Origin of the sequence: Salipaludibacillus daqingensis (assembly GCF_029891575.1) — a bacterium.
Lineage (GTDB): Bacteria > Bacillota > Bacilli > Bacillales > Salisediminibacteriaceae > Salipaludibacillus > Salipaludibacillus daqingensis.
Genome location: NZ_JARZHF010000005.1, coordinates 1 through 26,238, shown reverse-complemented (window position 1 = coordinate 26,238; position 26,238 = coordinate 1). Strand labels below are relative to the sequence as shown.

Annotated in this window: 26 protein-coding genes; 18 read left to right on the top strand and 8 right to left on the bottom strand. The window is 36.6% G+C overall.

Translation table 11 applies throughout. The features are described 5' to 3' along the window. The first annotated feature begins 60 nt into the window (after window positions 1–60). Window positions 61–327 carry a YfhJ family protein gene (locus QDN89_RS10795; protein WP_280770144.1) on the top strand — a complete coding sequence of 89 codons (267 nt, stop codon included), beginning with the start codon at window positions 61–63 and terminating at the stop codon, window positions 325–327. 73 nt (window positions 328–400) lie between these two features. Here QDN89_RS10795 and QDN89_RS10790 read toward each other — a convergent pair whose 3' ends face one another. Continuing rightward, the gene (locus tag QDN89_RS10790) at window positions 401–1,384 is read right to left on the bottom strand and encodes a metal-dependent hydrolase (protein WP_280770143.1); all 984 of its coding nucleotides are present in this window, start codon (window positions 1,382–1,384) and stop codon (window positions 401–403) included. A 127-nt stretch (window positions 1,385–1,511) separates the two neighbouring features. On the opposite strand from QDN89_RS10790, the gene mutY reads away from it, so the two are divergent. The 5 genes from mutY (at window position 1,512) to QDN89_RS10765 (ending at window position 6,187) form a co-directional block, all read left to right on the top strand. Beyond that, entirely contained in the window at window positions 1,512–2,594 is a 1,083-nt protein-coding gene (gene mutY, locus QDN89_RS10785) for an A/G-specific adenine glycosylase (RefSeq protein ID WP_280770142.1), read from the top strand. Window positions 2,595–2,596: 2 nt separating this feature from the next. Continuing rightward, window positions 2,597–3,355: an SDR family NAD(P)-dependent oxidoreductase gene (locus QDN89_RS10780; protein WP_280770141.1), complete on the top strand. Its 759-nt coding sequence runs from the start codon at window positions 2,597–2,599 to the stop codon at window positions 3,353–3,355. Window positions 3,356–3,468: 113 nt separating this feature from the next. Then, window positions 3,469–5,082, top strand: coding sequence for a gamma-glutamyltransferase family protein (locus QDN89_RS10775; protein WP_280770140.1), 1,614 nt, complete (start codon window positions 3,469–3,471; stop codon window positions 5,080–5,082). Between the two features lie 14 nt (window positions 5,083–5,096). Then, window positions 5,097–5,660, top strand: coding sequence for a chromate transporter (locus QDN89_RS10770; protein WP_280770139.1), 564 nt, complete (start codon window positions 5,097–5,099; stop codon window positions 5,658–5,660). Beyond that, on the top strand, window positions 5,657–6,187 hold the full coding sequence (locus QDN89_RS10765; RefSeq protein WP_280770138.1) for a chromate transporter: 531 nt from the start codon (window positions 5,657–5,659) through the stop codon (window positions 6,185–6,187). Before QDN89_RS10770 ends, QDN89_RS10765 begins: the two co-directional genes overlap by 4 nt. Window positions 6,188–6,194: 7 nt before the next feature. Here the strand turns inward: QDN89_RS10765 and QDN89_RS10760 are convergent, their stop codons facing one another. Then, window positions 6,195–6,419 (bottom strand): hypothetical protein, encoded by a 225-nt coding sequence (locus tag QDN89_RS10760; protein ID WP_280770137.1) that lies wholly within the window; start codon window positions 6,417–6,419, stop codon window positions 6,195–6,197. 90 nt (window positions 6,420–6,509) lie between these two features. Here QDN89_RS10760 and fabL point away from each other — a divergent pair, with 90 nt between their 5' ends. The 5 genes from fabL to QDN89_RS10735 all read left to right on the top strand — a co-directional run bounded on the left by fabL (window position 6,510) and on the right by QDN89_RS10735 (window position 10,698). Continuing rightward, complete coding sequence (gene fabL / locus QDN89_RS10755; protein WP_280770136.1) at window positions 6,510–7,271, top strand: enoyl-[acyl-carrier-protein] reductase FabL; 762 nt, start codon at window positions 6,510–6,512, stop codon at window positions 7,269–7,271. A gap of 63 nt (window positions 7,272–7,334) precedes the next feature. After that, window positions 7,335–7,529, top strand: coding sequence for a gamma-type small acid-soluble spore protein (locus QDN89_RS10750; RefSeq protein ID WP_280770135.1), 195 nt, complete (start codon window positions 7,335–7,337; stop codon window positions 7,527–7,529). 262 nt (window positions 7,530–7,791) lie between these two features. Then, window positions 7,792–8,268: a DUF3939 domain-containing protein gene (locus tag QDN89_RS10745; RefSeq protein ID WP_280770134.1), complete on the top strand. Its 477-nt coding sequence runs from the start codon at window positions 7,792–7,794 to the stop codon at window positions 8,266–8,268. 4 nt (window positions 8,269–8,272) lie between these two features. Further along, entirely contained in the window at window positions 8,273–8,800 is a 528-nt protein-coding gene (ntdP, locus tag QDN89_RS10740; protein WP_280770133.1) for a nucleoside tri-diphosphate phosphatase, read from the top strand. Window positions 8,801–8,955: 155 nt separating this feature from the next. Beyond that, window positions 8,956–10,698 (top strand): ABC transporter ATP-binding protein, encoded by a 1,743-nt coding sequence (locus QDN89_RS10735; RefSeq protein ID WP_280770132.1) that lies wholly within the window; start codon window positions 8,956–8,958, stop codon window positions 10,696–10,698. A 102-nt stretch (window positions 10,699–10,800) separates the two neighbouring features. On the opposite strand, the gene QDN89_RS10730 is transcribed toward QDN89_RS10735, so the two are convergent. The 3 genes from QDN89_RS10730 to QDN89_RS10720 all read right to left on the bottom strand — a co-directional run bounded on the left by QDN89_RS10730 (window position 10,801) and on the right by QDN89_RS10720 (window position 18,348). Next, window positions 10,801–11,883: an FUSC family protein gene (locus QDN89_RS10730; RefSeq protein ID WP_280770131.1), complete on the bottom strand. Its 1,083-nt coding sequence runs from the start codon at window positions 11,881–11,883 to the stop codon at window positions 10,801–10,803. Window positions 11,884–12,246: 363 nt separating this feature from the next. Then, window positions 12,247–16,746, bottom strand: a complete 4,500-nt coding sequence (locus QDN89_RS10725; protein WP_280770130.1) for a glutamate synthase-related protein — start codon at window positions 16,744–16,746, stop codon at window positions 12,247–12,249. 306 nt (window positions 16,747–17,052) lie between these two features. Next, the gene (locus QDN89_RS10720) at window positions 17,053–18,348 is read right to left on the bottom strand and encodes a glutamate-1-semialdehyde 2,1-aminomutase (protein ID WP_280770129.1); all 1,296 of its coding nucleotides are present in this window, start codon (window positions 18,346–18,348) and stop codon (window positions 17,053–17,055) included. Window positions 18,349–18,558: 210 nt separating this feature from the next. On the opposite strand from QDN89_RS10720, the gene QDN89_RS10715 reads away from it, so the two are divergent. Beyond that, window positions 18,559–18,999, top strand: coding sequence for a potassium channel family protein (locus tag QDN89_RS10715; protein WP_280770128.1), 441 nt, complete (start codon window positions 18,559–18,561; stop codon window positions 18,997–18,999). A gap of 53 nt (window positions 19,000–19,052) precedes the next feature. Further along, window positions 19,053–19,523: a thioredoxin-dependent thiol peroxidase gene (gene bcp / locus QDN89_RS10710; protein ID WP_280770127.1), complete on the top strand. Its 471-nt coding sequence runs from the start codon at window positions 19,053–19,055 to the stop codon at window positions 19,521–19,523. Window positions 19,524–19,595: 72 nt separating this feature from the next. Here bcp and QDN89_RS10705 read toward each other — a convergent pair whose 3' ends face one another. Together QDN89_RS10705 and QDN89_RS10700 are read right to left on the bottom strand one after the other, a co-directional pair. Next, window positions 19,596–20,399, bottom strand: coding sequence for a hypothetical protein (locus tag QDN89_RS10705; protein ID WP_280770126.1), 804 nt, complete (start codon window positions 20,397–20,399; stop codon window positions 19,596–19,598). 46 nt (window positions 20,400–20,445) lie between these two features. Further along, window positions 20,446–21,183 carry a hypothetical protein gene (locus tag QDN89_RS10700; RefSeq protein ID WP_280770125.1) on the bottom strand — a complete coding sequence of 246 codons (738 nt, stop codon included), beginning with the start codon at window positions 21,181–21,183 and terminating at the stop codon, window positions 20,446–20,448. Between the two features lie 247 nt (window positions 21,184–21,430). Here QDN89_RS10700 and QDN89_RS10695 point away from each other — a divergent pair, with 247 nt between their 5' ends. The 4 genes from QDN89_RS10695 (at window position 21,431) to perR (ending at window position 23,982) form a co-directional block, all read left to right on the top strand. Beyond that, window positions 21,431–21,871, top strand: a complete 441-nt coding sequence (locus tag QDN89_RS10695) for a hypothetical protein (protein ID WP_280770124.1) — start codon at window positions 21,431–21,433, stop codon at window positions 21,869–21,871. Between the two features lie 203 nt (window positions 21,872–22,074). Beyond that, window positions 22,075–23,025: a D-2-hydroxyacid dehydrogenase gene (locus QDN89_RS10690; protein ID WP_280770123.1), complete on the top strand. Its 951-nt coding sequence runs from the start codon at window positions 22,075–22,077 to the stop codon at window positions 23,023–23,025. 15 nt (window positions 23,026–23,040) lie between these two features. Next, window positions 23,041–23,346, top strand: a complete 306-nt coding sequence (locus QDN89_RS10685; RefSeq protein WP_280770122.1) for a cyclic-di-AMP receptor — start codon at window positions 23,041–23,043, stop codon at window positions 23,344–23,346. Between the two features lie 198 nt (window positions 23,347–23,544). Continuing rightward, a complete protein-coding gene (gene perR, locus QDN89_RS10680) occupies window positions 23,545–23,982 on the top strand; it encodes a peroxide-responsive transcriptional repressor PerR (protein WP_280770121.1) in 438 nt (145 codons plus the stop codon). Between the two features lie 94 nt (window positions 23,983–24,076). On the opposite strand, the gene QDN89_RS10675 is transcribed toward perR, so the two are convergent. Beyond that, entirely contained in the window at window positions 24,077–24,436 is a 360-nt protein-coding gene (locus QDN89_RS10675) for a YgzB family protein (protein WP_280770120.1), read from the bottom strand. A gap of 305 nt (window positions 24,437–24,741) precedes the next feature. On the opposite strand from QDN89_RS10675, the gene QDN89_RS10670 reads away from it, so the two are divergent. Further along, window positions 24,742–25,620, top strand: a complete 879-nt coding sequence (locus QDN89_RS10670) for a nucleotidyltransferase-like protein (protein ID WP_280770119.1) — start codon at window positions 24,742–24,744, stop codon at window positions 25,618–25,620. The last annotated feature ends 618 nt before the right edge of the window (window positions 25,621–26,238 follow it).

Here is a 26,238-nt window from a genome sequence, read left to right as displayed (position 1 = left end):
TTATTATTACCACATTTACTGGTGATGAATGCTGAGAAATTATTGAAAGGAGAGTCAGTCATGGATGATTATTTTGAAAAATTGACTAATCGACTACTTGAACAAAATGATCAGTTGTCTTACTCAGAAGCAAGAACATGGGTTGAACTTTTATGGGAAGATTTCGAAGCGACATATGCAAAAGCTGGTCGAAGCTACAAAGGAAAGGAAATGACGGAAAGAATTTTAAATCAATGGATAGATAACCATGGATATCGTCTTCATGAAGTACTTTTAGAAAAACCTAAATATAAAGAGTGGTTTGATAAGAAAAAGTTTTTACATTAGTGCAGATTTTCATTGATTAATGAAAACGGAAATAAAAGCGCCACCGAAGCTACATCGATGGTGCTTTTTTTGTTTATTCGTTTGTCGCAACTTCTATTTTACGTTTTAACGTCTCAGTATTGTAAATCCAGCCTGTGTAAGAATTAAGAATATTTAAATCTTCATCAAGCCTTACAATTGCCACAAAGGGATAATAACCTTTACTACGATACCTTAAGTCGATAAATTTAACGGAATAACCGTGGCTTTCAATCGAAGTTGTCCAACGATAAGCTGGTGAAAAAGATAAAAAAGCGGCAAGGTTTTTATCTTTTCTTGCTGCATTAATTACCGTATCATCAGGGATGGGTTCAAAGGGGTACGATTCAAAATAAGTGATTGTACCTTTCCTTGAGGCAGCAACATACATCATTTCTTTCGTCCTAACAACGATATGCCATGAGCTCCATTTAAATGTTGGAGAAGTAAAAATATGAGTCGCGTCTGGATGCAGTGATCTCATTTTGTTATATACTTTTCTTTGAGCGCTTATTCTCCAAAAATAATAGATGGTAATGATTACAAACATGATTAAAAAAGTCGGTCCAGGTTCGAATCCTATCCGCCAAAAGGTTATAGCAATAATGTGAGCAATGAAAATAAATGGATCAAAAATATTGATGACACCTAGGGCAAGCCATTTTGGAAATATAGGTGAAAAAGCCTTTGTACCGTAAGCGTTAAAAATATCAACAAACACATGAATAAACACAGCAAAGAATGTCCAAGTCCATAAATGGAATAAATTTAAATTGGGCATAAGCAAGTAGAGAAATAATGTAATTAGTGTTGGCCAAATAAACCAAAAAGGGATGGAATGTGTGACTCCTCGGTGGTTTCGGATATAGGTAGCATTGTTCCGAAGTTTTAAAACCGTGTCGAAGTCTGGTGCCTGTGATCCAATAAGAACACCAACCATCGCAGCTTGGGTCATCTCAGGACTGCTAGCAACAACCGGATCTAGCGTCGCTAGTCCGCCTATGGCAATGCCCATGACAACATGAGTTCCCGTGTCCATTTGATTCCCTCCTTGCCAACTAGTCGTGTGTGTAGGTTCGTCTATAATATCATGAGTGGTTGGTCGTTACAAAAAAATAACTCTATACAGTTATTAATACCCGATTTGAACCTGTTTCAAAAGGAGAATGTTTGTGAAAAAAATAGATAAGCAAGAATTCCAACAAGATTTACTTACATGGTACGATGAGAATAAACGAGATTTACCTTGGAGAAGAGAAAGAGATCCATATAAAATTTGGGTTTCTGAAATCATGCTCCAACAAACGAAAGTAGACACAGTTATTCCATATTTCCAACGGTTTATGAGTTTATTTCCAACAGTTTATGATTTAGCAGAAGCAGATGAAGAAACAGTTTTAAAAGCATGGGAAGGTTTAGGGTATTATTCTCGTGCTCGAAATCTTCACCAAGCGGTTAAAGAAGTGAAAGAGAGCTACGGAGGAATAGTACCAAAAACTGAAACGGAAGTAGGGAATTTAAAAGGCGTAGGACCATATACAGCTGGTGCGATTCTTTCGATTGCTTATAATATTCCTGCCCCTGCTGTGGATGGGAATGTCATGAGGGTGTTATCTCGTATTTACGCAAATTATGATGACATTGCAAAAGCATCAACAAGAAAAACATTTGAAACGGTTGTAAGGGAGATTATTTCGAAAGAAAGGCCTTCTGAATTTAATCAAGCGCTCATGGAACTAGGTGCAATGGTTTGTTCCCCTAAAAATCCAGCATGTTTATTGTGTCCTGTTCAAACACATTGCTCAGCAAAAGAAGAAGGAGTGCAAGACGTATTGCCAATTAAGGCAAAGAAAAAAGCTCCGACAAAACGGAAGATGAAAGCAGTTATTATAAGAGATCAAGAAAATAATGTATTAATTGAACGACGCCCAGATACAGGACTTCTTGCAAAACTTTGGCAGTTTCCTAACATCGAAACAGATGAGCTGAATGCTATTCATTCGTATATTCAGACTTTAGGATTAGACGTGGAATTAACGAGGAAAGTACAAGAAGTGAAGCATGTATTTTCCCATATTGTTTGGGAAATTGATGTGTATGAAGCGGATGTGAAATCAGTTGAAAATGAGGAATTATACGATGAACAATCCAAGTGTCATTTTATTTCTATTGAGGATATAAACTGGTACCCATTCCCAGTGTCACATCAAAAAATCATTGATGGTGCTTTAATAAAAAAGGAGGAGTAAAAATGGATTTACAATTAGTTGATAAAAAGGTATTTGTCACAGGTGGATCAAAAGGAATCGGAAAGGCAATTGCGAAAGCTTTTTTAGCTGAAGGAGCGCAAGTGGGAATCGTCGCGAGAGGAAAGAAAGACTTAGATAAGGCGAAGCAAGACTTACCAGGTGTAGAGATTTTTCAAGCAGACCTTACGAAAGAAGCTGATCGTGCCAACGTCTTCAAGAAGTATATCAAGACATTTGGTGATATTGATATATTAATCAATAATGTTGGCGGTAGTAACGGTGGGAAAACAATGGATACGTCAATTGATCAATTTCAAGAAGCGATGCAACTGAACTTCTTTTCTGCTGTTCAGTTTAGTAAATTAGCTGCTGAAAAAATGAAGCAGAAAAAACAAGGTTCTATCGTTAATATATCATCCATTTTTGGACGAGAATCTGGTGGGAAACCGACTTACAATAGTGCAAAAGCTGCAATGATTAGTTTTACTAAATCCCTTGCTGATGAATTAGTTCAAGATGGTATCCGAGTGAACGGGGTAGCACCAGGATCCATTCTTCATCCAACTGGAAATTGGCAAAAGAAGTTAGAAGAAACACCTGAAAAAATCGAGAAATTTGTAGAGGATCAAATTCCAGCTGGACGTTTCGGGACAGTTGAAGAAGTAGCAGATGTTGCACTATTTTTAGCATCAGAACGCTCAAGGTGGGTCATAGGTGCAACGTTAAATGTGGATGGTGGACAGTCTAAATCGAATTTTTAGACCAGTCTTTATTAACTATTTATATAGGTGAAACAAAACTAACTTTTTAAAACGGAAGCTTCGTTACTCGAAATATGTTAAGATGATGAAAAATAAAAAGGAGATTTGACCATATGAAAAATTTGAATCCTTTACATTATCCTTATTCTTCCCAGCGAATGGTTACATACGGAAAAAATGGGATGGTTGCAACTTCGCAACCTCTTGCAGCCCAAGCAGGATTAGATATTATGAAAAGAGGAGGAAATGCGATAGATGCAGCGATCGCTACAGCCGCTTGCTTAACTGTCGTTGAACCTACTTCAAATGGAATTGGCGGAGACGCATTTGCTTTAGTATGGGTAAAAAATAAACTTCATGGTTTAAATGCGAGTGGTCCAGCACCACGAGGGATTTCTATTGAAAAGTTAAAAGAAGCTGGCATAGAAGAAATTCCCAAGTTCGGGTGGACACCGGTCACTGTTCCTGGAGCCCCAGCAGCATGGGTGGAGTTATCTGAAAAATTTGGCAAGTTACCATTGGAAGAAGTGCTTGCTCCAGCAGTTTCATATGCGAAAGAAGGATATCCTTTAAGTCCTACGTTATCTTATTTTTGGGAACGGGCGACAAAAGGGTTTAGCAAAGTATTAAAAGACGATATGTTTCAGCATTGGTTTGATACGTTTGCACCTAATGGACACGCTCCAAAAGCTGGAGAAATGTGGCGTTCAGAAGGACATGCAAAGACATTAGAAGCAATCGGTAAAACCAAAGGTAAATCCTTTTATGAAGGTGAAATTGCAGATGAAATGGACGCTTTTTCAAAAAAACACGGAGGATACCTACGTAAAGAAGATTTGGCAGCTTATAAGCCAGAGTGGGTAGAACCTATTAATGTAAATTACCGTGGGTACGATGTTTGGGAAATCCCGCCAAACGGTCAAGGACTTGTTGCATTAATGGCGTTAAACACCTTGAAAAATGATTCATTTGAAACAAGAGAACATGAGGATACTTACCATAAGCAAATAGAAGCAATGAAATTAGCGTTTGCTGATGGAGAAAAGTATATAACAGACGAAAATGATATGAGTCAAAAAGTAAAAGATATGTTAAGCGAAGCATATGGAAAACAACGTCGTGAGCTCATTGGTTCGGAAGCACTTCAACCGGAAGCGGGAGACCCGTCATCTAGCGGAACGGTTTATTTAGCAACAGCTGATAATGATGGAAATATGGTGTCCTTTATACAAAGTAATTACATGGGCTTTGGATCAGGTCTTGTTGTTCCAGGAACAGGTATTTCCTTGCAAAATCGAGGTCACAACTTCAGTTTAGATCCTGAACATGACAATGCTTTAAAGCCAGGAAAACGAACGTTCCATACGATTATTCCAGGATTTTTAACAAAAGGAAACGAAGCTGTTGGACCATTTGGTGTTATGGGTGGATTTATGCAACCACAAGGACACCTTCAAGTTGTTATGAATACTATTGATTTTGGTTTGAATCCTCAAGCTGCTTTGGATGCACCAAGGTGGCAGTGGATGAAAGACAAACAAGTTTTACTTGAGCATACTGTTCCTAATCATATTGCGCAATCTTTATCTGCCAAAGGTCATGATATTCAACTTACCCATATGAGCGGTAATTTCGGGCGTGGTCAAATTATTTGGCGAAATCCTAATACAGGCGTTTTATCTGGTGGTACAGAAGCGCGAACAGACGGATCTATTGCTGTGTACTAGAAAGGTGAAAAAACATGAAACAAGCAAATTTATTTAAAGCCTTCCTACGGGTTGGACTATTGGGGTATGGGGGCGGACCTGCCTCGATTCCCCTTATTCAAAAAGAAGTGGTCGATACTTATCAGTGGATGGATGACGAAGAATTTTCTGATATGTTAGCGATCGGAAACACACTCCCTGGACCTATTGCAACAAAATTGGCAGGGTACATTGGTTACCGTGTCTCTGGTATTTTTGGAATGATCAATGCAATATTTGCTTCTGTTATTCCTACTGTCATTTTAATGATTATACTCTTAACTTCATTATCAGCTTTTAGGGAGTTCGCCTGGGTACAAGGAATGACCCGAGGAGTTTTACCAGTTGTTGCCGTGATGCTAGGATTACTAACTTGGGGATTTTTTAAAAAATCTCATACAGATTTAGGGTGGTTAAAGGCTAGTATCCTTGTGATTGCTTCTGTAGTACTGATTCAATTTGCTGGTATTCATCCGGCTGTCATTATCGCTGCTCTAATTTTATTTGTTTTATTAAAACCTTCGCGAAGCATAATGAAGAAGGCAGGTGAAGATAAATGATTTATTGGGAAATTTTCCTTGCCTTTTTTATTCCAGGTATCGTTGGATATGGAGGGGGACCTGCTACAATTCCTTTGATTGAATATGAAGTGGTTCACAGATATGGTTGGATGAATATTGAAGAATTTGGTGAAGTATTAGCATTAGGAAATGCATTACCTGGACCTATCGCTACAAAAATGGCTGGATATATTGCTTTTGAGCAGGCGGGTATACCAGGAGCAATCATAGCTTTATTTGCGACAATTGCTCCATCACTCATTTTAATGATTATTTTATTAAGTGTTTTAATGAAATTTAAAGATTCACCTAAAGTAAAATTACTCTCATCAATTGTTAGACCAACAATTGCTGTTTTATTAGGTGTGATGGCGCTCAGGTTTGTTGAAACATCTTATATAGACAGTGGCTGGATTCAAACAGGATTTATGTTAGTTGCTAGCTATTTTTTATTAGAGAAGAGAAAAGTGCACCCAGCTTTTGTCATATTGGGGGCATTAATCTATGGTGCTGTTTTTCTTCGCTAATTATAATTTAATCAAATTGAATTCTCGTTCCACTTGTCCAATCTGCCTCCATTTTGGGCAAACCACCTCTATCGATAATTTCTTCAACGATTTCTCGGTGAATCGTAACACCTTCTACACTTAAATAAGGAGAAGTTTGTTGAAAAAGGTGATGAAAATATGCCAATTCTTTCTCTGTCCATTCATTTTTTGGTATCATAGTTAATGCTGTCATGTCTCGACCAACATACATGGGATAATCAACTCCTGAAATTATTATAATTATATTTTTCACAGTCGAACCATGATCTTATACAAAAAACCAAAAGGAGTCATCATAATCATGACGAATTCAACAGAAAAAGTAGCGTTAGTAACAGGAAGTAGCAGAGGGATAGGCAAAGAAATTGCGATTAAATTGGCTAAAAAAGGCTATCACATTGTGATTAACTATGCTAGAAGCCGTTCGAAAGCGGAAGAAACTGCTGCAGAAATTCGAGAACTAGGTCAAAAAGCGATCACTGTAAAAGCAAATGTTGCAAAAAAAGATAAAGTGGAAGAAATGTTTAAAGAAATTGATGAGCAGTTTGGACGCATTGATATACTTGTAAATAATGCAGCATCTGGTGTTTTGCGACCATTACTGGAACTTGAAGAGTCCCATTGGGATTGGACGATGAATATAAATAGCAAAGCGATGCTTTTTTGCTCACAAATGGCTGCAGAGAGAATGAAAAACCAGCAATCAGGAGGGGCGATTGTGAGCATGAGTTCATTAGGTGCAATGCGCTATTTACCAAACTACACGACAGTTGGTGTTTCAAAGGCAGCTGTAGAAGCATTAACAAGGTATTTAGCAGTAGAGCTTGCCCCTTTTAATATTCGCGTGAACGCTGTCTCTGGAGGAGCAGTAGATACAGATGCACTTACGCACTTTCCAAATAGAGAAGAACTGTTAGAAGAAGCGAAAAAACGAACTCCAGCCGGTAAAATGGTTGAACCTAACGATTTAGCGAACGCAGCTGTGTTTTTGTTATCAGAGGAAGCAAGTATGATCCGAGGTCAAACAATTATTGTCGATGGTGGTATTTCTTTACTAACGTAAAAAGCAAAACTTCGGATAGAATCTCTCCACATGGTTATATTAATGCGTGTGGAGGTGATACACATGCAAAAAAACCAACAACAAAATGCTTCTAAAACTAATGCTCAACAAGTAAAGAAGCAAAACCAAAAGTCCGCTCAAAATCAAGGTCAAAAAACTGAGTTTGCAAGTGAAACTGATGCACAAGAAGTGAAGCGTCAAAATCAACAATCTGCTCAGCGCAAGCAGCAAGCTTCATCAAGGCAGCAACAACGATAATTTGTCACTATGTTCGTTTCTCTTTATTATAGGGAAATGAGAATATGTCCCACCCTTCCCAGAGACGACGGGAAGGGTTTTCTTAATTAGTGTTAGCTTGAAAGAGATAAAAGTAATGACACAAATATGGTGTAGTGTTTTAAAAATAGTTGAAACAATAGTATAATAAAAGAGATAAGAGAAAATGAGTTCCAAGATAGTGAATGAATGTAACAACTTATTTCTTTTTAAAGGAAAAAAGATTTTTCGAGGGAGGAAAAATATGATTTTCCGACGGAAACGAAAGGGGAAAGATAAGGTTCAGGAAAAGAAAATTGTGAAAGAAGTTTCTGTCACAATTGATGAGGTTCGATCAGCAGTTAATCGATATGCTCTCCAGATGGATAGTGGAGTATCTCTCCGGAGCATTGTTTCTGATAATCATGAAATCGATTTTGAATTATTGCACTCCTATATAGGGGGGAAGCCTGACAAGCCTTTTTATATGTCAAAAGAGACATTTGAAATTTTTGAAGACCCAGAATATCCAAAGCATATTGATTTTTGCCAAATTGCTTGTGATCAGTATTTATTGGAAACAGGTGAAGAACCTATCATTCCTGGAGACCGCACGAAGAAAATTAGTTATTTTAAATTACAAAATTATCTCATACAAAAGCCTCCCTTCGATTTGTATTTAGATTCGGGTGATCGAATGGTAACTCATCGGAAACCTTCGGATCAAGAGAGAAAGGAGTAGCAATGTGGATTTCCCAAAAGTAGGTAGCAATATTGAAGTACAAAGCTATAAACATAATGGAACGCTTCATCGAGTTTGGGAAGAAACGATTATTCTAAAGGGAACAACTCAAGAGGTTATAGGTGGAAATGATCGGATTCTTGTACAAGAATCCGATGGAAGACAGTGGAGAACAAGAGAGCCAGCTATTTGTTTTTTCACAGCCCATCAATGGTTTAATGTAATTGGAATGATTCGAGATGATGGCATTTATTACTATTGTAATTTAGGAACACCGTTTACTTATGATACAGAAGCTTTGAAATACATCGATTATGACTTGGATATTAAAGTATTTCCTGATATGACTTACAAGTTATTAGATGAAGATGAATTTGCTTTACATAAGAAACAAATGAATTATCCTGATGAAGTTGAGGTCATCTTAAGAAAAACAGTAGATGAACTTGTGTCATGGATTAGCCAGAAAAAAGGTCCGTTCGAACCCGGATTTATCGAATACTGGTATGAGCGCTTTTTACACCACCGATAAAATCATGAACGAGAATCTATTGAAGAGCGGTTCTACATTGGATAGAATCGCCTTTTCTTTTTGTTTTGAATTTGAACATAATAAGTTAAGGACAACAAAAAGAGTCGAAGAAAGTAATGGAAAGCTTTTGGCAATAAATCAAGGAGATGTTTGATTTGGAAAGTATTAAACGGTACATGAAATTCGTCAAACCTTATTGGAAAGAAATCATCTTAACAGTGATTATTGGAATGATGAAGTTTGGAATTCCATTAATTATTCCGTTGATTTTAAAATATGTGATTGATGACATTATAGGCGCAGATGGTCTTTCTGCAAGCGAACAATTGAACACCCTTTATTGGTTAATGGGGATTGTTCTTGTTGTATTTATTGTGTTTCGTCCACCTATAGAATATTATCGACAATATTTAGCGCAATGGACTGGTAATAAAATATTATATGATATTCGTGAGAGTCTGTTTGTTCATTTACAAAAATTAAGTTTGAAGTTTTATTCCAATAGAAAAGCGGGAGAAATTATTTCAAGGGTTATCCATGATGTAGAGCAAACGAAGAATTTTATTATTACTGGAATGATGAATATTTGGCTCGATATGTTCACGATTGTTGTTGCTATTGCAATTATGCTTACGATGGATGTAGGGTTAACACTAATTGCCATCTCATTATTACCTTTTTATGGGTTTGCGATTAAATACTTCTTCTCGAGATTACGTCTGTTAACAAGGCATCGTTCTCAAGCATTGGCAGAAGTTCAAGGGCACCTTCACGAAAGGTTGCAAGGAATGAACGTGATCCGTAGTTTTGCTCTTGAAGACTATGAACAGCGAGAGTTTGACAAGCAAAATGATAACTTCTTGAACAAAGCTGTTGATCATACGAAATGGAATGCTAAAACGGCTGCTGTTGTTAACACTATTACTGACATAGCCCCAGTAATGGTTATCGGAGCGGCTGGGTTTATGGTTATTCAAATGGGTTTAACGGTCGGAACGATGGTCGCTTTTGTATCCTATATGGACCGCCTATACAATCCGTTACGACGCCTCGTAAACTCTTCTACAACGTTGACGCAATCGATAGCTTCGATGGACCGTGTTTTTGAATTGGTGGATGAAGAATACGATATTGTAGATAAAAAAGATGCCGTTCCTTATGCATATCCGCAAGGGGAAGTGATTTTTGATAATGTAAGTTTTAGTTATAATGAAGGTGAACCGGTCTTGCAAGACGTTAGTTTCCGGATTAATCGCGGAGAAACAGTCGCTATTGTAGGAATGAGTGGGGGAGGGAAAAGCACAATTATGAGTTTGATCCCTCGCTTTTATGATGTAACGAGCGGGCGAATTATCATTGATGGAAAAGATGTTCGTGATTATCAAGTTCGATCTTTACGAGATCGAATTGCGATGGTTCTTCAAGATAATATTATCTTCAGTGATTCCGTGATGTTTAATATTCGTATGGGGAACCCTGAAGCAACGAATGAGCAGGTTTATGCTGCAGCTAGAGCAGCAAATGCGGATGAATTTATAAGAAACCTTCCAGAAGGGTATGAAACGAATATTGGGGAAAGAGGCATTAAACTTTCTGGTGGTCAAAAACAGCGTGTAGCCATTGCAAGAGTGTTCTTGAAGAGTCCAGAAATTTTAATATTTGATGAGGCGACAAGTTCTCTCGATCTAGAAAGTGAGAGTTTAATTCAACAATCATTATTTCAATTAGCAGAAGATAGAACAACATTTGTCGTAGCACACCGATTGTCTACGATTACTCACGCGGATAAAATTCTCGTCGTAGACCACGGTAAATTGGTGGAAGTAGGAACGCACGAAGAATTAATGAAAAATGAAGGACCTTACCGAAGTCTTTTTCAAGTACAGCAGTTAACATGACTGACAAAAAAAGCGCCCATTGAGGCGCTTTTTCTTTTTAAAATTATTAATAACCGAGCGTAAGTTTTAGCGTTAGTAGAAACGAAGAATGTCCACCAAATTCTAATACTGGTCTCTTTCTCTAATTTTCACTTCATTATCATCTGTATGATAAGTAAAGAAGCCATCAACAAGACGATCTAAATGCTCCAACTCTTCGCTATACTCAATGATAAGAGCAATAACAGGAAGGAAATGTACCCATTCTTCTTGTTCTATTTGACTATCATTATGATAAGTCATAAATACATTAATAAGTTGGTGTTTTCCATCGTTGATTTCTTGATAATAATCTTGTGTAGACTGAGGTTTAACTTTGCCCATATACTTCAATAAAATGCGTTCATGATAATTTGTTAAGTAATCTACTTGAAGCTGCAATAGTTGACTCATCTCATCCGGAAGACTATTCACGGCGTTATCATGTTTACTTAAACTCTTTAAAATCTCTTTTGCTTTTTTTGTACAAGTAATCATCTGTCTAAACAAGACAACTTTTCGCATCCGTGAGTATTCATTTTTTCGAAAATAACTCCGTTCTTCTTTGTATAACGTAAATACATTTTCGAGCTTTAGAACAGATTCACGGATCTTTTTCATGTCTTGTTTTAACGTACTGTAATCAATTTCATGATGAAGAATGAGTCGGATCCATTGAATTATCTGATCATTGGAATCACTTATTTTATGATAAAGTTGATTTTCATGTTTTGGGGGTAAGAAAATCATATTTACTATAAATGCAGAAAACACCCCAATCATAATGAGCAAAAATCGATTGGCTGCGAAATTAATGAAGTCATCAGTCGGGCTTCCCATAATAATGATGGCAGTAACAACAGCTAGCGGGATGATGGTTTCTTTTTTCCATTTAATATTTATACTAATAATTAAAACAACTACAACACCAACGACAAAAGGTTCGTGACCAAATGCTAACACAAAAACGATCGCTAATACTGCACTGATGATATTTGCTTGAATTTGATCCCAAATGAGAATAAGACTTTTATGAACAGACGGTTGAACAGCAAAAAAAGCAGCTAAAGCACCAAAAGCTGGTGTTTGAAAACCAAGCCACATTGCTACATACAAAGCAAAGGTAACCGCCAGTCCTGTTTTGAAAATACGGGCTCCGAGCCTCATAATGATAATAATTCCTTTCTTTCTTGTAATATCTAAAACTATCGTATACGAGTAAATTTCATGCTTTAATCAAATTTTTTAATACGGATGTACTATACACCTCTTTTCCAAAAACATCAAGGTACAAAACATGAATATTTTAATATTATTATTGAAATGGAGGTGTGAGATACTATTGTTCTTAGACGTTAATATAACTATTTTGTTTCATGTTTTTTTGTATTTTATAAAAGAGGGAAAAAGTGATGCATGTATACTTATGACACATATTAACTTACTTTTAGTAAGGGTAATAATATAAGCAATAAAAAAGATGGTCGCTAATCTCAGTTAGCGACCATCTTTTATAAATTTATACTAGTATTATTCTGTAGAAACGGCAGGGTCAGCTTGTTGTTTTACTGGAACCACTTGCCTGAAGTTTGCAGAAGGATCTTCTAACAGTTTCTCCACTAATGCAACTTCATCATCTTGTTTCAGTGCAGATAACTCATCACGATATAAACTTAGTAGTTCGATCACTTCATCTTTTCCATGATCAGAAAGAGGTTCGATTGCTACTTTAGCACCTTTGGCAATTCGACTGTTTAATAACTTGTCATCTAAGCCCATTTCCTCATCAATGCGTAAATAGATAACACCACCTGTCATACCGGCACACATCCATGGTCCAGGGTCTCCCATGACTAACCCTCTTCCATTGGTCATGTACTCAAAGGCAAAACCTTTGATGTTAGCATGAACACCAGCATTATAGAGATTAGCATTTGTTAATGGTTTTCTTAAACGACCACCAAAAATCATATCAGCACCGGATAAGCGAATACCAGCACGTGAATCTGCGTCACCTTGTATGATAAATGTCCCTTTTTGTGCGCCGTATCCAATTCCTTTACCAACAGATCCGTTGATTAACGTACCATTGACACCTTTAGATTTAAAGACTTTAAAGGAACCACCGAAAGATGTTTTCCCAACACCGTCTTGAGCACCACCAGTGATGTGAATATTGACACCTTCACTGTTATAAGCACCAAGTCCATTTCCAAGGATGGAACCTTTAGTATAACGTAAGTCAATTTCAGGTAATGAACGATATGATCCATCTAGTTTTCCGCGGACGCGGTGACCAGATACACGGCTACCGAGAATGCGTTGTTCTGCAGTAACGGATTCATATTCTCTTGATGATGTTAGTTCACTAGTGTTACCATCTAAATACTCAAATTCTGCACCGACAGCAACAGCTAACTGTTGTTCTTCCACTTCTTCAACAGCTTTCGCAGGTTCAAATGGAGCGAGATCCTGTTCAGGTAGAGTAGAAAGGAGTTCAGTTAAGTCCAACTGGTCATGCCCACGAGTTTGTTCTAATAAATCAGCACGGCCAACGATGTCTTGTGTTCGTTTGAACCCAAGAGATGCTGTGACGGCTTGAAGTTCTTTTCCGAACTGAGTAAACATTGTCGTTAATCCTTGCACTGCTAGATCGTATTCACGCGGAACAAATCGACGAAGACCATGATCTTTTGCCTGTGCTTCTGTTTCAATTTGTGTTGCAATACCTACGTGGCAAGTATCTAAATGACAACCACGGCAAGCAGTACAGCCGACAGCAATCATAGATAATGTTCCAAAACCAATTCGGTTAGCGCCTAGCAACATGAGTTTAATCGCATCTTGAATACTCTTGACACCGCCATCAGCCCATAGTTCAACTTTGTGACGAAGTCCTGCTTCGAGAAGAGCGAAATGAGCGGCTTTTACACCGATTTCAGCTGGAAGACCAACGTGTTGAAGTGCGTGCACTCTTGCAGCACCCGTACCACCGTCAAACCCACTTAAAGTAATGAAGTCTGCGCCGGCTTTTGCAATACCAACGGCAATCGTACCGATATTTGGGACGATTGGAACTTTAACCGTTACTTTTGCTTGATCGTTTGCTGTTTTAAGTTCGGTAATCATTTGTGCCAAATCTTCAATCGAATAAATATCATGGTTATTCGATGGTGAGATTAAATCAGATCCAGTTGTCGCATTTCGAGCTGCAGCAACCTTGTCTGTTACTTTAGAACCTGGTAAGTGACCGCCTTCACCTGGTTTAGCCCCTTGACCAATTTTAATTTCTAAAAGATTCGTCGAGTTTAATAGTTCAACGTTAACACCGAAACGTCCCGATGCAATTTGCTGTCCACGTGTGTTTGGATATTTACCAAGCATATCCTTGATCTCTCCACCCTCACCGTTGAAACTGATCATATTAAGATTGTCAGCAGCTTCGGCGTAAGCTCGGAAAGCAACTTCGTTTTGTGAACCAAATGACATCGAACTAATCATAAATGGTAGGTCATGTTTGCCGACACCAATATCTACGGCAGATGGGTCAACATCTGACTCTACTTTTTTCAAGTCCGTCAAGTGTCTAATTGTTGTCGGGTTTTTCTCGTCTTGCTCAGCAATTTTATCGCCAAATTCTTTATATTCAATTTTTCCAGAAGCGATATCGCCAAGAGATTTCCAAATACGAGGGAATATATGGAACGTTTTACCTGCTCTAGCTTTTGGGCTATTAAAATCTTCTTTACGAGCAAGACTATCAAGTTTCATTTGAGCGTAATTGTAACTAACTTTAGTACTAGATAAATAGTTGACGATATTTAAATGGTCAGCTATTTCTTCATTTAAACCAATAGAAGAGAAGAGACGTCCATAACCACGCAATTCGTGAATACCTATTGTAGAAATGATCTTCTCAAGCCCTTTATTCAATGCAGAATATAATTTAACTGCAGGATCGGCATTTTCGTCAACAACAGTTGAAAACATGATATAAGGGTTAATCACATCTGCTCCAAGTCCAAAGACAACCGCAATGTCGTGAAGAGTTCGAATACTGCCAGACCTTAAAACTAACGAACAATTTCTGCGAATTTCTTTATGTGTTAGACCTTGGTCAACGGCAGAAATAGCTAAATGTGGATCTAGCCAATAAAGGTCATCTTCATGTGTACCTTGATCATCAAGAACAAGCAATGACTTGCCTGCTTCAATAGATTCGATTGCTTCATTTGTTAAACGCAGCAAAGCTTCATCTACTTCTTCGTGTTCTAATCGACCGAGTTTTAAAATATGAGCTTCATCGTTGTTTTGATAATGTACTAATAGAGCTTCATAAGAAGGATGATTATATTCTTCTTGTAATCCTTTCCCTGCAATACCTTCACTAATTACAGGCGAATCCAATTGAACAATTGTTTTCATTTCTTCTTTTTGGAATAAGCCAGGACGTCTTCCAATAACAACACGGGTAGAGAAATGCTCCATTTCACGGTCTCTATCAATCGCTGGGTTTGTAACAACAGCAACACTTTCTTTGATAAAGTCTGCAACGTTTTTTCTACCAGGATGCATTGCTGCTAAAGGAGCATCGTGACCTAGTGAACGGATTGGTTCAGCACCTTTTTCCGACATTTGTTCAACAAGTTGGATGTGCTCACGGTCCCAGCCATTTGCAGCGTAGACGGAAGGGTTGACGTTATTTTGGAACATAATTGTATCTTTTGAAGGTTTCCATTTTGTAGCAAGTCTTGAGCTGGAACCTTTCACGGGTAATTTATCAGCCATACGATTATAAACTTCTTCTTGTAACTCGTCGTGCCATAACACTTCAATTGTTCCTTGATCATTTCGTTTTAATGCGACTTTTTCGCCTGGAGCAAAAGGTTTCGGTTCAGATACATATAAATCTGATGTGAAGAGACCTTGCTCTGAAGAAAAGATATAGCTTGTAGTTGTTTCTAGCATCCATACCGGACGTAACCCTAAGGAATCGACACTAAATACTGCTTCGTTTCCTAGACGAGAAATGATACCCGCAGGACCTTGAGCAAAATGTCCCCATGCTTCACGGACATAAGAGTATAAATCTTTTAAATGATCTGGAAAATGCTTAATTTCATTGATGATTGGTGGGAAAAGAACTTCGAGTGTTTCAAATAATGACAACCCTTCTCTTGCAGTAAATGTATCAATAACTCTGTCTAAGTCTTGTGAGTCACTTCCTCCATCAACTAATGGGACTCCTACCATATTTGCTTCGTCACGTAATTTTGCTATCGTGTTAATTTCACCATTATGCCCAATGACGCTAAATGGTTGAACACGGAAAAAATTCGATAACGTGTTCGTAGAATAACGGTTATGACCAAGAGTTGTGGATGATGCAACAAGAGGATCTGCTAAGTCTGCATAGTATTTTGGTAGAATATCTCCAGCACCCATGACTTTATAAACGGCACTTTCATGGCTTAACGAAGCAACATGAACAGCGACGTTTCGCTCGCATTCAATCGTTAAATGGAAAAGAGTAGACCGTATTTCTTTGTCTGATGGAGATCCTTTTGCTTCAAGAGCAACTTGCCAAAACAAAGGTTCCGCTTTTTTCGCAATTGGACCTAATGCTTCTCTGTTTGTTTCGTCAGTGCTTTCAAAAAGTAGTGAGAATCCTTTCGCTTCGAAAAGATCTTTCATTTCTTGTTGAAATTTACTCGTTTCTTCCGTTTTTTCAATAAATAAATGGCCAACAACAAATGAAGGAGAGTCAACTATAGATGAATCTAGCTGAGCTTCCTCAAGCTTTTTTTTCCAAAGGACTCGTGGAATGTCGATATGAATACCAACACCATCGCCTTCTTCGTTAATAAAACCAGCTCGGTGATTCATTTTTAACAAAGCGTTAATTGTATCGTCGATATTTTTTTTCGTAGGGATGTTTTCCTTTTCAATGAATGAAACAATTCCACAACTGTCGTGTTCCTCTTTAAGAGCTCCACGAAAACGCTGAAGATCTTTTGATACTTTTCTCATAAAACTCGGTCTAGGTTCGACCTCCACCTCCTCAAAAAATAAAACAATTCACTTTGAGTTAGAAAACCTAACAAATGTAAAGTCTACTATCCCATGAATGCAGAATTGTCAGAATTATATCTAACCTTATCATTTTTCAAATGAAAAATCAATTAATTATACAAAATAAAGAATAGAAAATGCAATAACAGAATTGTAGCTATATACCAACAATATAGATAATAATGGTATTGAAAGCGTTTTCAACGATATGTACAACGAAAAAAAGAGACTGCGGAAAGTTCCACAATCTCTCATAATGCATATTTATGCATTAAACCATTTTGAAAATACGTCATCAACAACTTGTATCGTTTTTTCGATATCTTTTTCTGAGTGTTCGGTTGTTAAAAACCAAGCTTCGTACTTAGAGGGAGCTAAGTTTATTCCTCGCTTCAACATTTCTTTAAAGAAATAGGCAAACTTCTCGCTATTACTATTTTCTGCTTGTTCATAATTTGTTACTTCGTCTATATCAAAGTATACGGTAAGTGCTCCTTTCAATCTATTGATTGAGAGGGGAATATCGTGTTTATACGCAGATTTTCTTATGCCTGCTTCTAATTGCTCACCAAGTTGATCTAATTTTTCATAAACATTCGCTTTGTTTAATACTTGTAAACAAGCTATACCAGCGCGAATAGATGCTGGATTACCGGCCATAGTTCCTGCTTGGTATGCAGGACCTAGCGGAGAAATTTGCTCCATAATCGCTTTTTTCCCTCCGTAAGCGCCGATCGGAAGCCCTCCTCCAATAATTTTTCCGAGAGCGGTTAAGTCTGGTTCCACGCCAAGAAGGTTTTGAGCGCCACCGTACATAAATCGAAAAGCGGTGATGACTTCATCATAGATGACCAATGCACCTGCATCGTGTGTTAGTTGATTAACCGATTCTAGAAAACCGGGTTTTGGTTCAACAATCCCAAAATTACCGACGATCGGTTCTACAAGGACACCAGCTACCTCATCGCCCCAGTGGTTCAACGCTTCTTTATAGGCTTCGATATCGTTAAAAGGAACTGTTATCACTTCTTTGGCAATACTTTTCGTCACACCGGCTGAATCGGGACTACCTAAAGTGGCAGGACCAGACCCTGCGGCTACTAATACTAAATCAGAATGACCATGATAACATCCAGCAAATTTAATAATTTTATCCCTTCCCGTATAAGCTCGAGCAACTCGGATGGTTGTCATCACCGCTTCTGTTCCTGAATTTACAAAACGCACTCTTTCTAATGAAGGAATGGCATCTCGTAACATATTAGCAAATGTGTTTTCATGCGTTGTAGGCGTACCATAGAGAACACCATCTTCAGCAGCTGATTTAATTGCTTCAGTAATGTGCGGGTGAGCATGACCCGTAATAATTGGCCCGTAAGCAGCTAAATAATCAATGTATTTGTTATCATCTTCATCCCAAAAATACGGACCTTTGCCTTTTTTCATGAAGACGGGAGTTCCACCACCTATCCCTTTATAAGACCTTGATGGGCTGTTCACTCCTCCAAGAATGACGTCTTTTGCCTCTTTATAGAGTCGTTCTGATTTTTCATATGACATGGTTATAATCCTCCTATGTATACTCGTTTTACCAGATATGATTGTATCATGAATGGTTGGTTTTCAGCATAATCTCCTTGTTTAATCGTCACAAATCGTTGATCTATCTTGAAAAATTAGTCAATGAAAGATCAAAAGTAAGTATGGTGAAGTTGAACAAACATGTCCTAATTTCACCTTAAGGTACATAGATTGAAAAGGGGGGATTAAATGAAAGGCCTCTTAATTTTAGTAGCCATGATTGCATCAGTTGTAGGAATAGCGATGAGTTTGTATTTATTGATAAAAAAGCAGCCTTCCTATGGTAGAAAAATATCGATTCGCCACTTTGTTGTCCTATTGTTTGTTTATGCAAATGTTATGGTAGGTTTTGGTGTTTTGTATATTTCTCTTGAATTATCTGGAATATCTGTTTTGAAAGAAAGTGATTCTCTCCATACTGATACGTTTCTTCATTTAATTGAAGATGTTCTATATTTCAGTGCAGTGACTCTTCTCACGGTTGGATATGGAGATATTATTCCACAAGGTATTGGTCGTTGGATTGCGATGATTCAAGCCTTGATTGGATACTTGTTACCGGCAGCTTTTGTTGTTACAACGTTTATTCATTATGACGAAAGACCAAGTCGTCAACCAAATCGTTTGTAGCAGACGAAAAAATTGGTTATGATGAGAATGATAAACGTTAAGGAGGATGGATCATGACAATTGAAATAGGACAACAAGTTCCAGATCAGACACTAAAAGCGAATGGTGGCGGAGAAGTTTCTCTATCAGATTTCCGTGGGAAATACGTCGTGCTTTATTTTTATCCTAAAGACATGACACCAGGTTGCACGACAGAAGCGTGTGATTTTCGAGATAACTATGAAAGTTTCAAGGAATTAGACGCGGTTATTGTTGGGGTGAGCCCTGATCCCGTTTCAAAACATGAAAAATTCATTGATAAACACGATCTTCCATTTGAATTGCTTGCAGATGAAGACCATGAACTAGCAGAAGAGTTTGGTGTATGGAAGTTAAAGAAAAACTTTGGGAAAGAGTATATGGGCATCGAACGTTCGACGTTTGTCCTTGATAAAGAAGGTAAACTTATGAATGAATGGCGTAAAGTTCGTGTGAAAGGCCACGTTGAAGAAGCGCTTGAATATCTTCAAGATAACACGAAGTAATAATGTGACCCACCTGAATTAATATTTCAGGTGGGTCTTAGTTTTTTTAAAATTTTCACAATATTTACTCCACTAATCACTTAACGGTGGTCTCCAATTTACATCTCTAACATTAGGGAGTTTCACGCCTAATTTATTTTTAAAATAGGAATCAATCTCTACCCAATCATTTGTTCGGACCGATTCCCCTTCACTTGTAAGCAGCATAAAAACAGGTTCTTCATCATCTAAATCTAGGAAATTCACGAAATATCCAGGGTTTCCGTGTCTAATATCAATGTTCGTTTCATTCCTCGTCTCATGATGAGATGCATACTCATATAATGTTGAGAGATATTCTCTGTTGAAAGTTTCGTCGAATATATAGAGGATAAAGTGATTATCTTTGACTGGCGTATGAACATTGATAAAGTCATCCGATGTATAGGGTGACGTGATCACTTTTTCAGCTGTATAAATAGGAAGTAATCTTAGTTCATAGACAATATGACTTCCTGACTGTTGTTTTATAGGCTCGAATTCTTCTTGTACTTTTACAGATACGTGTTGGTTTGGCCAATGGAATGGGAAGTTTGTTTCAGTAAATGTCGTTTCTTCGCCTGTTTCTTTATCAACAAAAAGGGTGTCTTCGTTTAAATGTATTCGATACGCTTCTGCCTCATAAGGATTTGGTAACTCATAGGGAAGAACGTGAATATTTTTATATGTTTTACCAGAAAGAGAGTCTTCGACAAAAAGGGTAAATGAATGATCTCGCGAGGCTGTCTGCATATAACGACCTTCAATATCAACACTATCTTGTATTTTATTTTCTTCATTAGAACAACTGTTAGATATTAATAGGGGAATAAGTAACAGTAAAAAATACTTTTTCATGCAATCCCTCCTATTTGTTAGTCAACTACATTTTGAAAACTAACGTTTATTGTAGCTCTCGTTCTTTGAAAAAGCTTACAATATCTTCCCAATCGTCAGTTAATATCTCCTTTCCGTTGCGAGAAAGAACTATATGTTTAAAGGGGTCTAAATTTAGTTCTTTTCGTAATGGATGACTATCATCGAGGGAGAAACTTTCCCAACTAATCTTTTCTCGAGAACCTAGATGTGAACGTAATTCCTCGTCGGCAGTCGAAATGAATGTAAGGTCACTTTCGTCTTGGTGGAAAGTGAAGATAGCTAACTTTGACTCACTGAGTGGTGATTGGAAATCAATAAAGTCTTCTAATCTGTATGGAAACAACTCAATAGTTTCAGCAGTATAACTTGGAAGGAACCGAGGTTGATAACGTAAATAACGATCTAATTCCGTCCAGGTCTCCGTCCAGTCTTCTTTAGTAGTAATCCGAGTCTTTCTGTTCATTAGAAATAAATTTGTATGGTTATCTATGTCATCATATGTACTTTTATTACCATTTTCATCGATTATCTCAGTAGATGATTGGAGTTGAATTCGGTAAGCATTTGCTGAGTAATCTTGCTGTGGGTGACGACTTACATCATTTATCACTGTTTCACCAGCAAGGTTATCTTCTTTTAAGACAAGTAATATATCAAAACGACCAGGAAAACCTGCCACCATTCCTTGAAAATCAGGTTCTTTTTCTGTTGGAGAACAGCTTATGGTGAGAAGAAGCAAACATAAAGAAAACAATATTTTCAAGAGAATCTCCTCCTTTCGTTAGTGAAATTTTAACATGATTTTTATGATAAGTGATGGTTATATACAAGTTGAATGGATCTTCTCATCAACAAACCATTCCATTGTATTTGTTTTGTAATTATTTCAATAAACGGAGTATAGAAAACTATGGAAATAATCGTGTAGAGTTTTGAATTTGAAACTATTAACTTAAAACCTTTGGTAAAATAAGATTAGCTAGAACTAGAGGAGATGGAGAGGAAGGCTCATGAAACATATTATTCCGTTTGTATTAATTGGACTTATTGTTGTTGGGGTGATGATTTTCTTACAAGATGACTATGCGGAACCTTTTCGACCGGATTTAAGTGATGAAATGACTAAGAATGACTGGATAGCTACTTTTTATATTAATGACCTTGAAAGTGAAGATGCAACTATAGGGGTTAAATTAGATTATAGTAATGAAAATATTTCTATAGAAGATATGGAAGCAATTGAATTCTTTGTGGAAACTGAAGTAGGGGGATTTTTCTTTCAAGACTTACAAATAACAGATTTCGATGGTGAAATTGCACATGAGGAAGAATGTGAACAATGTCAGGACTTCAGTGGAGAAGAAATTCACGCTACAGCAATCGTTAATTGGAGAGTGAATGGTGAAACGAAAACAGAACATTATCAATTTCAACTGAATAGAAATGATTAAGTAAACCGTCATTTTAATTTAACGAATGAATTAATAGCACGTAATAAGTGAAGGTGGTTAACTAACTCATGAGTTTATTATCTGTTATGGTTCATTATTTAAAGAGTTTTTAGTTACTTTCTTCTATATAAGTGGTGCATGTTTCTTTATAAGGCTTGTGATAATATAATGGTTAAATAACAACTTACTTGGAGGTCGAAGAAATGATTGTCGTGACTTCTGCAAAAATCAGGAGAGATATAAGGATTCGACTTACTGCCACGTATCCAGAATTTCATTTTCGTTTTCATACACATATAGATGAAGCAGAGAAAGATTTAAAAGATGCTGATATTCTCATAACTTATGGAGAAGACTTATCAGATGAACATATAGAAAATGCTACACATTTGAAGTGGATCATGGTTATATCAGCTGGTTTAGACGAGATGCCATTTCATTCCATTAAGAAGAAAGAAATTATTGTGACGAATGCTAAAGGAATTCATTCCACTCCAATGGCTGAATATGCTATTGGGATGATGCTTCAAGTTTCTAGACAGACGAAAGTAGTTATTGAAAATGAAGCTAATCATAAATGGGATCGATCACCTAAAATGACGGAATTAAATGAAAAAACGTTAGGCGTATTAGGGGCAGGAGCTATAGGAAAAGAAGTGGCGAGATTAGCAAAAGCTTTTAATATGAGAGTTATAGGAATGAATAGAAGTGGACGAAAAGTAGAAAATTTCGATCAAATGGTTACTAAAGCGAACATAGATAGTTTATTGGAAAATGCGGACTATATCGTTTCTGTTCTTCCAAAAATGGATGATACAAATAAGATCTTGGCAAGAAATCAATTTGTGAAAATGAAAAATAATGTTGTTCTTGTAAATATGGGGCGGGGTAATGCCATTCATGAAAAAGACTTACTGATTGCCTTGAAAAATGGAGAACTACATCATGCAGTTTTAGATGTTTTCAATGAAGAACCATTGCCAGAAGATCATCCATTTTGGGGGGAATCGAAAATAACTGTTACTCCGCATTTGTCAGGGATATCTCCTCAATATCAACCGAGAGCTTTTGAAATATTTGAACATAACTTGAAAGTATTCCTTGATCGTGAAGGAGACTATATCAATTTAATTGATCCAAAAAAAGGATACTAAAAAGGAGGTTATCTAATGAAGCTAATGATATGTGTTGTGCAAAACCGCTATCGGGATGCTTTAGAAACAGGTCTGAAGGAAAGAAATTATCGTATGACTGAGTTAGCTAGTAGTGGAGGGTTTATGAAAAAAGGGAGTACAACATTCCTTATAGGTATTTCGGAAGAAGATATTGAAAATGTGAAACAAAATATGAAAGAAATTTGTCTATCTGTAGAGGAGAAAAAAGGAAAGTCTAAAGAGGCTTCTAGTAGATATACGTCATTTCTCATTGATGTAAAAGATAGTTTGCCATTTTTTAAACAAGTGGAAAATAAGTGATATTAATTCAGAAGGTTCGCTTTACCTTTTCCTAGTATGATGTGTTGTTTAGATTGACAATCGTTGTGTTGATTATGTATACTGATTGTAAATATTATAAAGTAATAATGCTTACTTCGAGAGTATTTATATTGTTTCGTTCGTGCATTCAATATCTTTAGTATTATAATCCAGTTTTAACTAGAAGAGGTGAAATCAATGGAAAACCTTCGACTTCAAGATGCTCTACATTCTTTGAAAGATACGAAAGTTCGAATGACACCGCAACGTCATGCTATTTTAGAGTTTTTATTTAGTGCAAAAGCGCACCCAACTGCTGATGATATTTATAAAGCTCTTGAGAGCAAATTCCCAAACATGAGTGTAGCTACAGTATACAACAATTTACGTGTGTTTAAGGAAGTTGGTTTGGTAAGAGAGTTAACGTATGGAGACTCATCAAGTAGATTTGACAGCAATACGTCAGATCATTATCACGTCATTTGTGAAGAGTGTGGGAAAATTGTAGACTTTCATTATCCTGGACTAGATGAAGTAGAGACATTGGCTGAACATGTTACTGGATTTAAAGTAACAAATCATAGAATGGAAATCTACGGCGAGTGTCCAAGTTGTCAAAAAAACCAAAAACATTGATTCTCAACTGGAAGCTTTTTGTTTCCAGTTTTTTTGTTCAATTGTACTGAAGTAGTAACCAGCTTAAAAATCAAAGAAAAGGCAAGAGGAATTATTATTTCCTCTTGCCTTTTCTTTGATTGTACTTCTCGTCAAAGTCTTTTCCTTCTAATGATTTATCTAACGTCAATGGTGCATTGCAATACATACAAGCGTCAACTCGTCCAAGCATCTTCGTATACTTTTCACAATCTGGACAAAGGACTTGGACTGTTTTAGACGACAGCATACCAATCCAAAAGTATATAACAGTACTTGCAATAATCGATAAAAACCCAAGTAGCATCAACAATGTCATGAAAAATGGACTCGTTTGAAAGAAAAGGCCTATATACATGATGATGATTCCTGCGAATATAAGGACGAGTGCGAAAGTTCTTATTTTATTAATTTTATTCGTGTATTTAACTGCCATAATAAACGCCTCCCAATATGGAATTATACCATATTGCATAGATTGAATAATAGTTTGTAAAGGTTTGATTAAAAAGTTTATCTGAAAAGATAAAGGAAATAAGTATAAGATGTCGAAAAAGAAGGAGGAGGCATGTGAATTATAAATGGCAGGTGTAGCTTTCCAAATGTATAATACTTAAAGGTTAACGACGTAACATTACTTCTCGAACTATTCGGTTGTTATTTTTGATGGGATCAAAAGTGAAGATAAATGAAGATTTAATAAAGAGAACTATACATTGCAGATACATAGGGGGGTTAATAATGGATGAACTACTTCGACAATTATATCAAGATCGGACAAATGATGAAGATACTCTAGGAATTATTTCAATGGAGAAACGGAAACAATTGGATGCAAATACAGATTATTTTGATGTTGTCTTGTTTGTGATTCTTTCTGACAACAAACCAGACTGGGAAATCAAACATTATGAATATGACGGATATAAAGTAGCTATGCATTTAGTTAATACACTTCAACTTAATGATTGGTTATTAAATAATTCAAATAGGAAAGTCATCGATTGGTTAGTGAATGGAAAAGTTATTTATGATAGAAATGAATTTATGAAGAAATTTCGGCAACAAATGATGGAGTTTCCGATAGAAGAGCGTCAAATCAAAATTGGGGTAGAATTTTCTAAACTTATTCGTCGATTTACTGACGGGAAATCATTGTATTATGAAGGGCATTATTTAGATTCTTATAATCAAATTGTTCATGCACTCCACCATTTAGCAAGATTGTCAGTCATTGAGCATGGATTTTATCCTGAAGTAACAGTTTGGCAACAAGTGAAAAAAATAGAGCCTGAAATTCATAAACTTTATTCTGAGTTAGTGACAGGTAATGAATCTATCGATAAAAAACTGGAACTTTTGTTAATTGCAAATGAGTTTGAGTTAATGACAAAAACAAAGCTAGGTAGTGCTCATTTATTAGAATTGATGAAAACTAAAGATGAGCCATGGACAATTCAGGAGTTGAAAGATCAGTTATCCATTCATGAGTACTCGTTGGACTTAAGTATACTGTTAGAGTATTTGGTTCAAAAAGGGTATGTTAATGTAGTTAAGCAGCAGACGAAGGGAAAAGCTATTTTTCATCGTCAATATGTTGTGAATGAACCTAATGGTTAACAAACTTTATGTCAATAGTATAGTCATAAATATACTACCTTTTTAATATAGGAGGTAAGCAGTATTAAATATAGTAGGTTGATTGTTCAATAATAAAAGAGGTTAATTTAATTTAGCCTCTTTAAAACATATTTTTATTAATGTTTTTTTGTGAGCCGTTATGTATTTTTACTACCTTCTATGTTAACCTCTAATTAAGATATACAAGGATAATTGGAACACAACATTAATATAAAATTAATTCTTTATAAAAAAAGTATTGCATTAATATAATTTATTATGGTATATTATATCTTGTCGCTAACGAGACGAAGATTTTATTTACTCTTAATTAGCGAGAAAGAAAAACAAAATGTTGTTGACTTAATCAGTGACATTATGTTATATTAATTAAGTCGCCAAAAACGACATTAGCAACAAATTGACCTTTGAAAACTAAACAAGAAGCCAAGCGAAGTGGGATATTTTAAAATATCCCGTCAATAGAAACAAATCGTTGAATGGAAACATTCGACAAACGCCAGACGAAAGTTTGGTTTTGATGTCATGGACATCAAACTTGATGAAAAGTCATCATACTTTATCGGAGAGTTTGATCCTGGCTCAGGACGAACGCTG

Bases quoted from the DNA above. Each gene is read 5' to 3' on its own strand.
- bcp (WP_280770127.1), top strand. From the start codon at position 19,053: ATGACAATTGAAATAGGACAACAAGTTCCAGATCAGACACTAAAAGCG.
- QDN89_RS10765 (WP_280770138.1), top strand. From the start codon at position 5,657: ATGATTTATTGGGAAATTTTCCTTGCCTTTTTTATTCCAGGTATCGTT.
- QDN89_RS10725 (WP_280770130.1), bottom strand. From the start codon at position 16,746: ATGAGAAAAGTATCAAAAGATCTTCAGCGTTTTCGTGGAGCTCTTAAA.
- QDN89_RS10750 (WP_280770135.1), top strand. From the start codon at position 7,335: ATGCAAAAAAACCAACAACAAAATGCTTCTAAAACTAATGCTCAACAA.
- QDN89_RS10770 (WP_280770139.1), top strand. From the start codon at position 5,097: ATGAAACAAGCAAATTTATTTAAAGCCTTCCTACGGGTTGGACTATTG.
- QDN89_RS10760 (WP_280770137.1), bottom strand. From the start codon at position 6,419: ATGTATGTTGGTCGAGACATGACAGCATTAACTATGATACCAAAAAAT.
- mutY (WP_280770142.1), top strand. From the start codon at position 1,512: ATGTTTGTGAAAAAAATAGATAAGCAAGAATTCCAACAAGATTTACTT.
- QDN89_RS10795 (WP_280770144.1), top strand. From the start codon at position 61: ATGGATGATTATTTTGAAAAATTGACTAATCGACTACTTGAACAAAAT.
- QDN89_RS10685 (WP_280770122.1), top strand. From the start codon at position 23,041: ATGAAGCTAATGATATGTGTTGTGCAAAACCGCTATCGGGATGCTTTA.
- QDN89_RS10780 (WP_280770141.1), top strand. From the start codon at position 2,597: ATGGATTTACAATTAGTTGATAAAAAGGTATTTGTCACAGGTGGATCA.
- QDN89_RS10675 (WP_280770120.1), bottom strand. From the start codon at position 24,436: ATGGCAGTTAAATACACGAATAAAATTAATAAAATAAGAACTTTCGCA.
- QDN89_RS10690 (WP_280770123.1), top strand. From the start codon at position 22,075: ATGATTGTCGTGACTTCTGCAAAAATCAGGAGAGATATAAGGATTCGA.
- QDN89_RS10720 (WP_280770129.1), bottom strand. From the start codon at position 18,348: ATGTCATATGAAAAATCAGAACGACTCTATAAAGAGGCAAAAGACGTC.
- QDN89_RS10790 (WP_280770143.1), bottom strand. From the start codon at position 1,384: ATGGACACGGGAACTCATGTTGTCATGGGCATTGCCATAGGCGGACTA.
- QDN89_RS10695 (WP_280770124.1), top strand. From the start codon at position 21,431: ATGAAACATATTATTCCGTTTGTATTAATTGGACTTATTGTTGTTGGG.
- fabL (WP_280770136.1), top strand. From the start codon at position 6,510: ATGACGAATTCAACAGAAAAAGTAGCGTTAGTAACAGGAAGTAGCAGA.
- QDN89_RS10670 (WP_280770119.1), top strand. From the start codon at position 24,742: ATGGATGAACTACTTCGACAATTATATCAAGATCGGACAAATGATGAA.
- perR (WP_280770121.1), top strand. From the start codon at position 23,545: ATGGAAAACCTTCGACTTCAAGATGCTCTACATTCTTTGAAAGATACG.
- QDN89_RS10705 (WP_280770126.1), bottom strand. From the start codon at position 20,399: ATGAAAAAGTATTTTTTACTGTTACTTATTCCCCTATTAATATCTAAC.
- QDN89_RS10715 (WP_280770128.1), top strand. From the start codon at position 18,559: ATGAAAGGCCTCTTAATTTTAGTAGCCATGATTGCATCAGTTGTAGGA.
- QDN89_RS10730 (WP_280770131.1), bottom strand. From the start codon at position 11,883: ATGAGGCTCGGAGCCCGTATTTTCAAAACAGGACTGGCGGTTACCTTT.
- QDN89_RS10775 (WP_280770140.1), top strand. From the start codon at position 3,469: ATGAAAAATTTGAATCCTTTACATTATCCTTATTCTTCCCAGCGAATG.
- QDN89_RS10745 (WP_280770134.1), top strand. From the start codon at position 7,792: ATGATTTTCCGACGGAAACGAAAGGGGAAAGATAAGGTTCAGGAAAAG.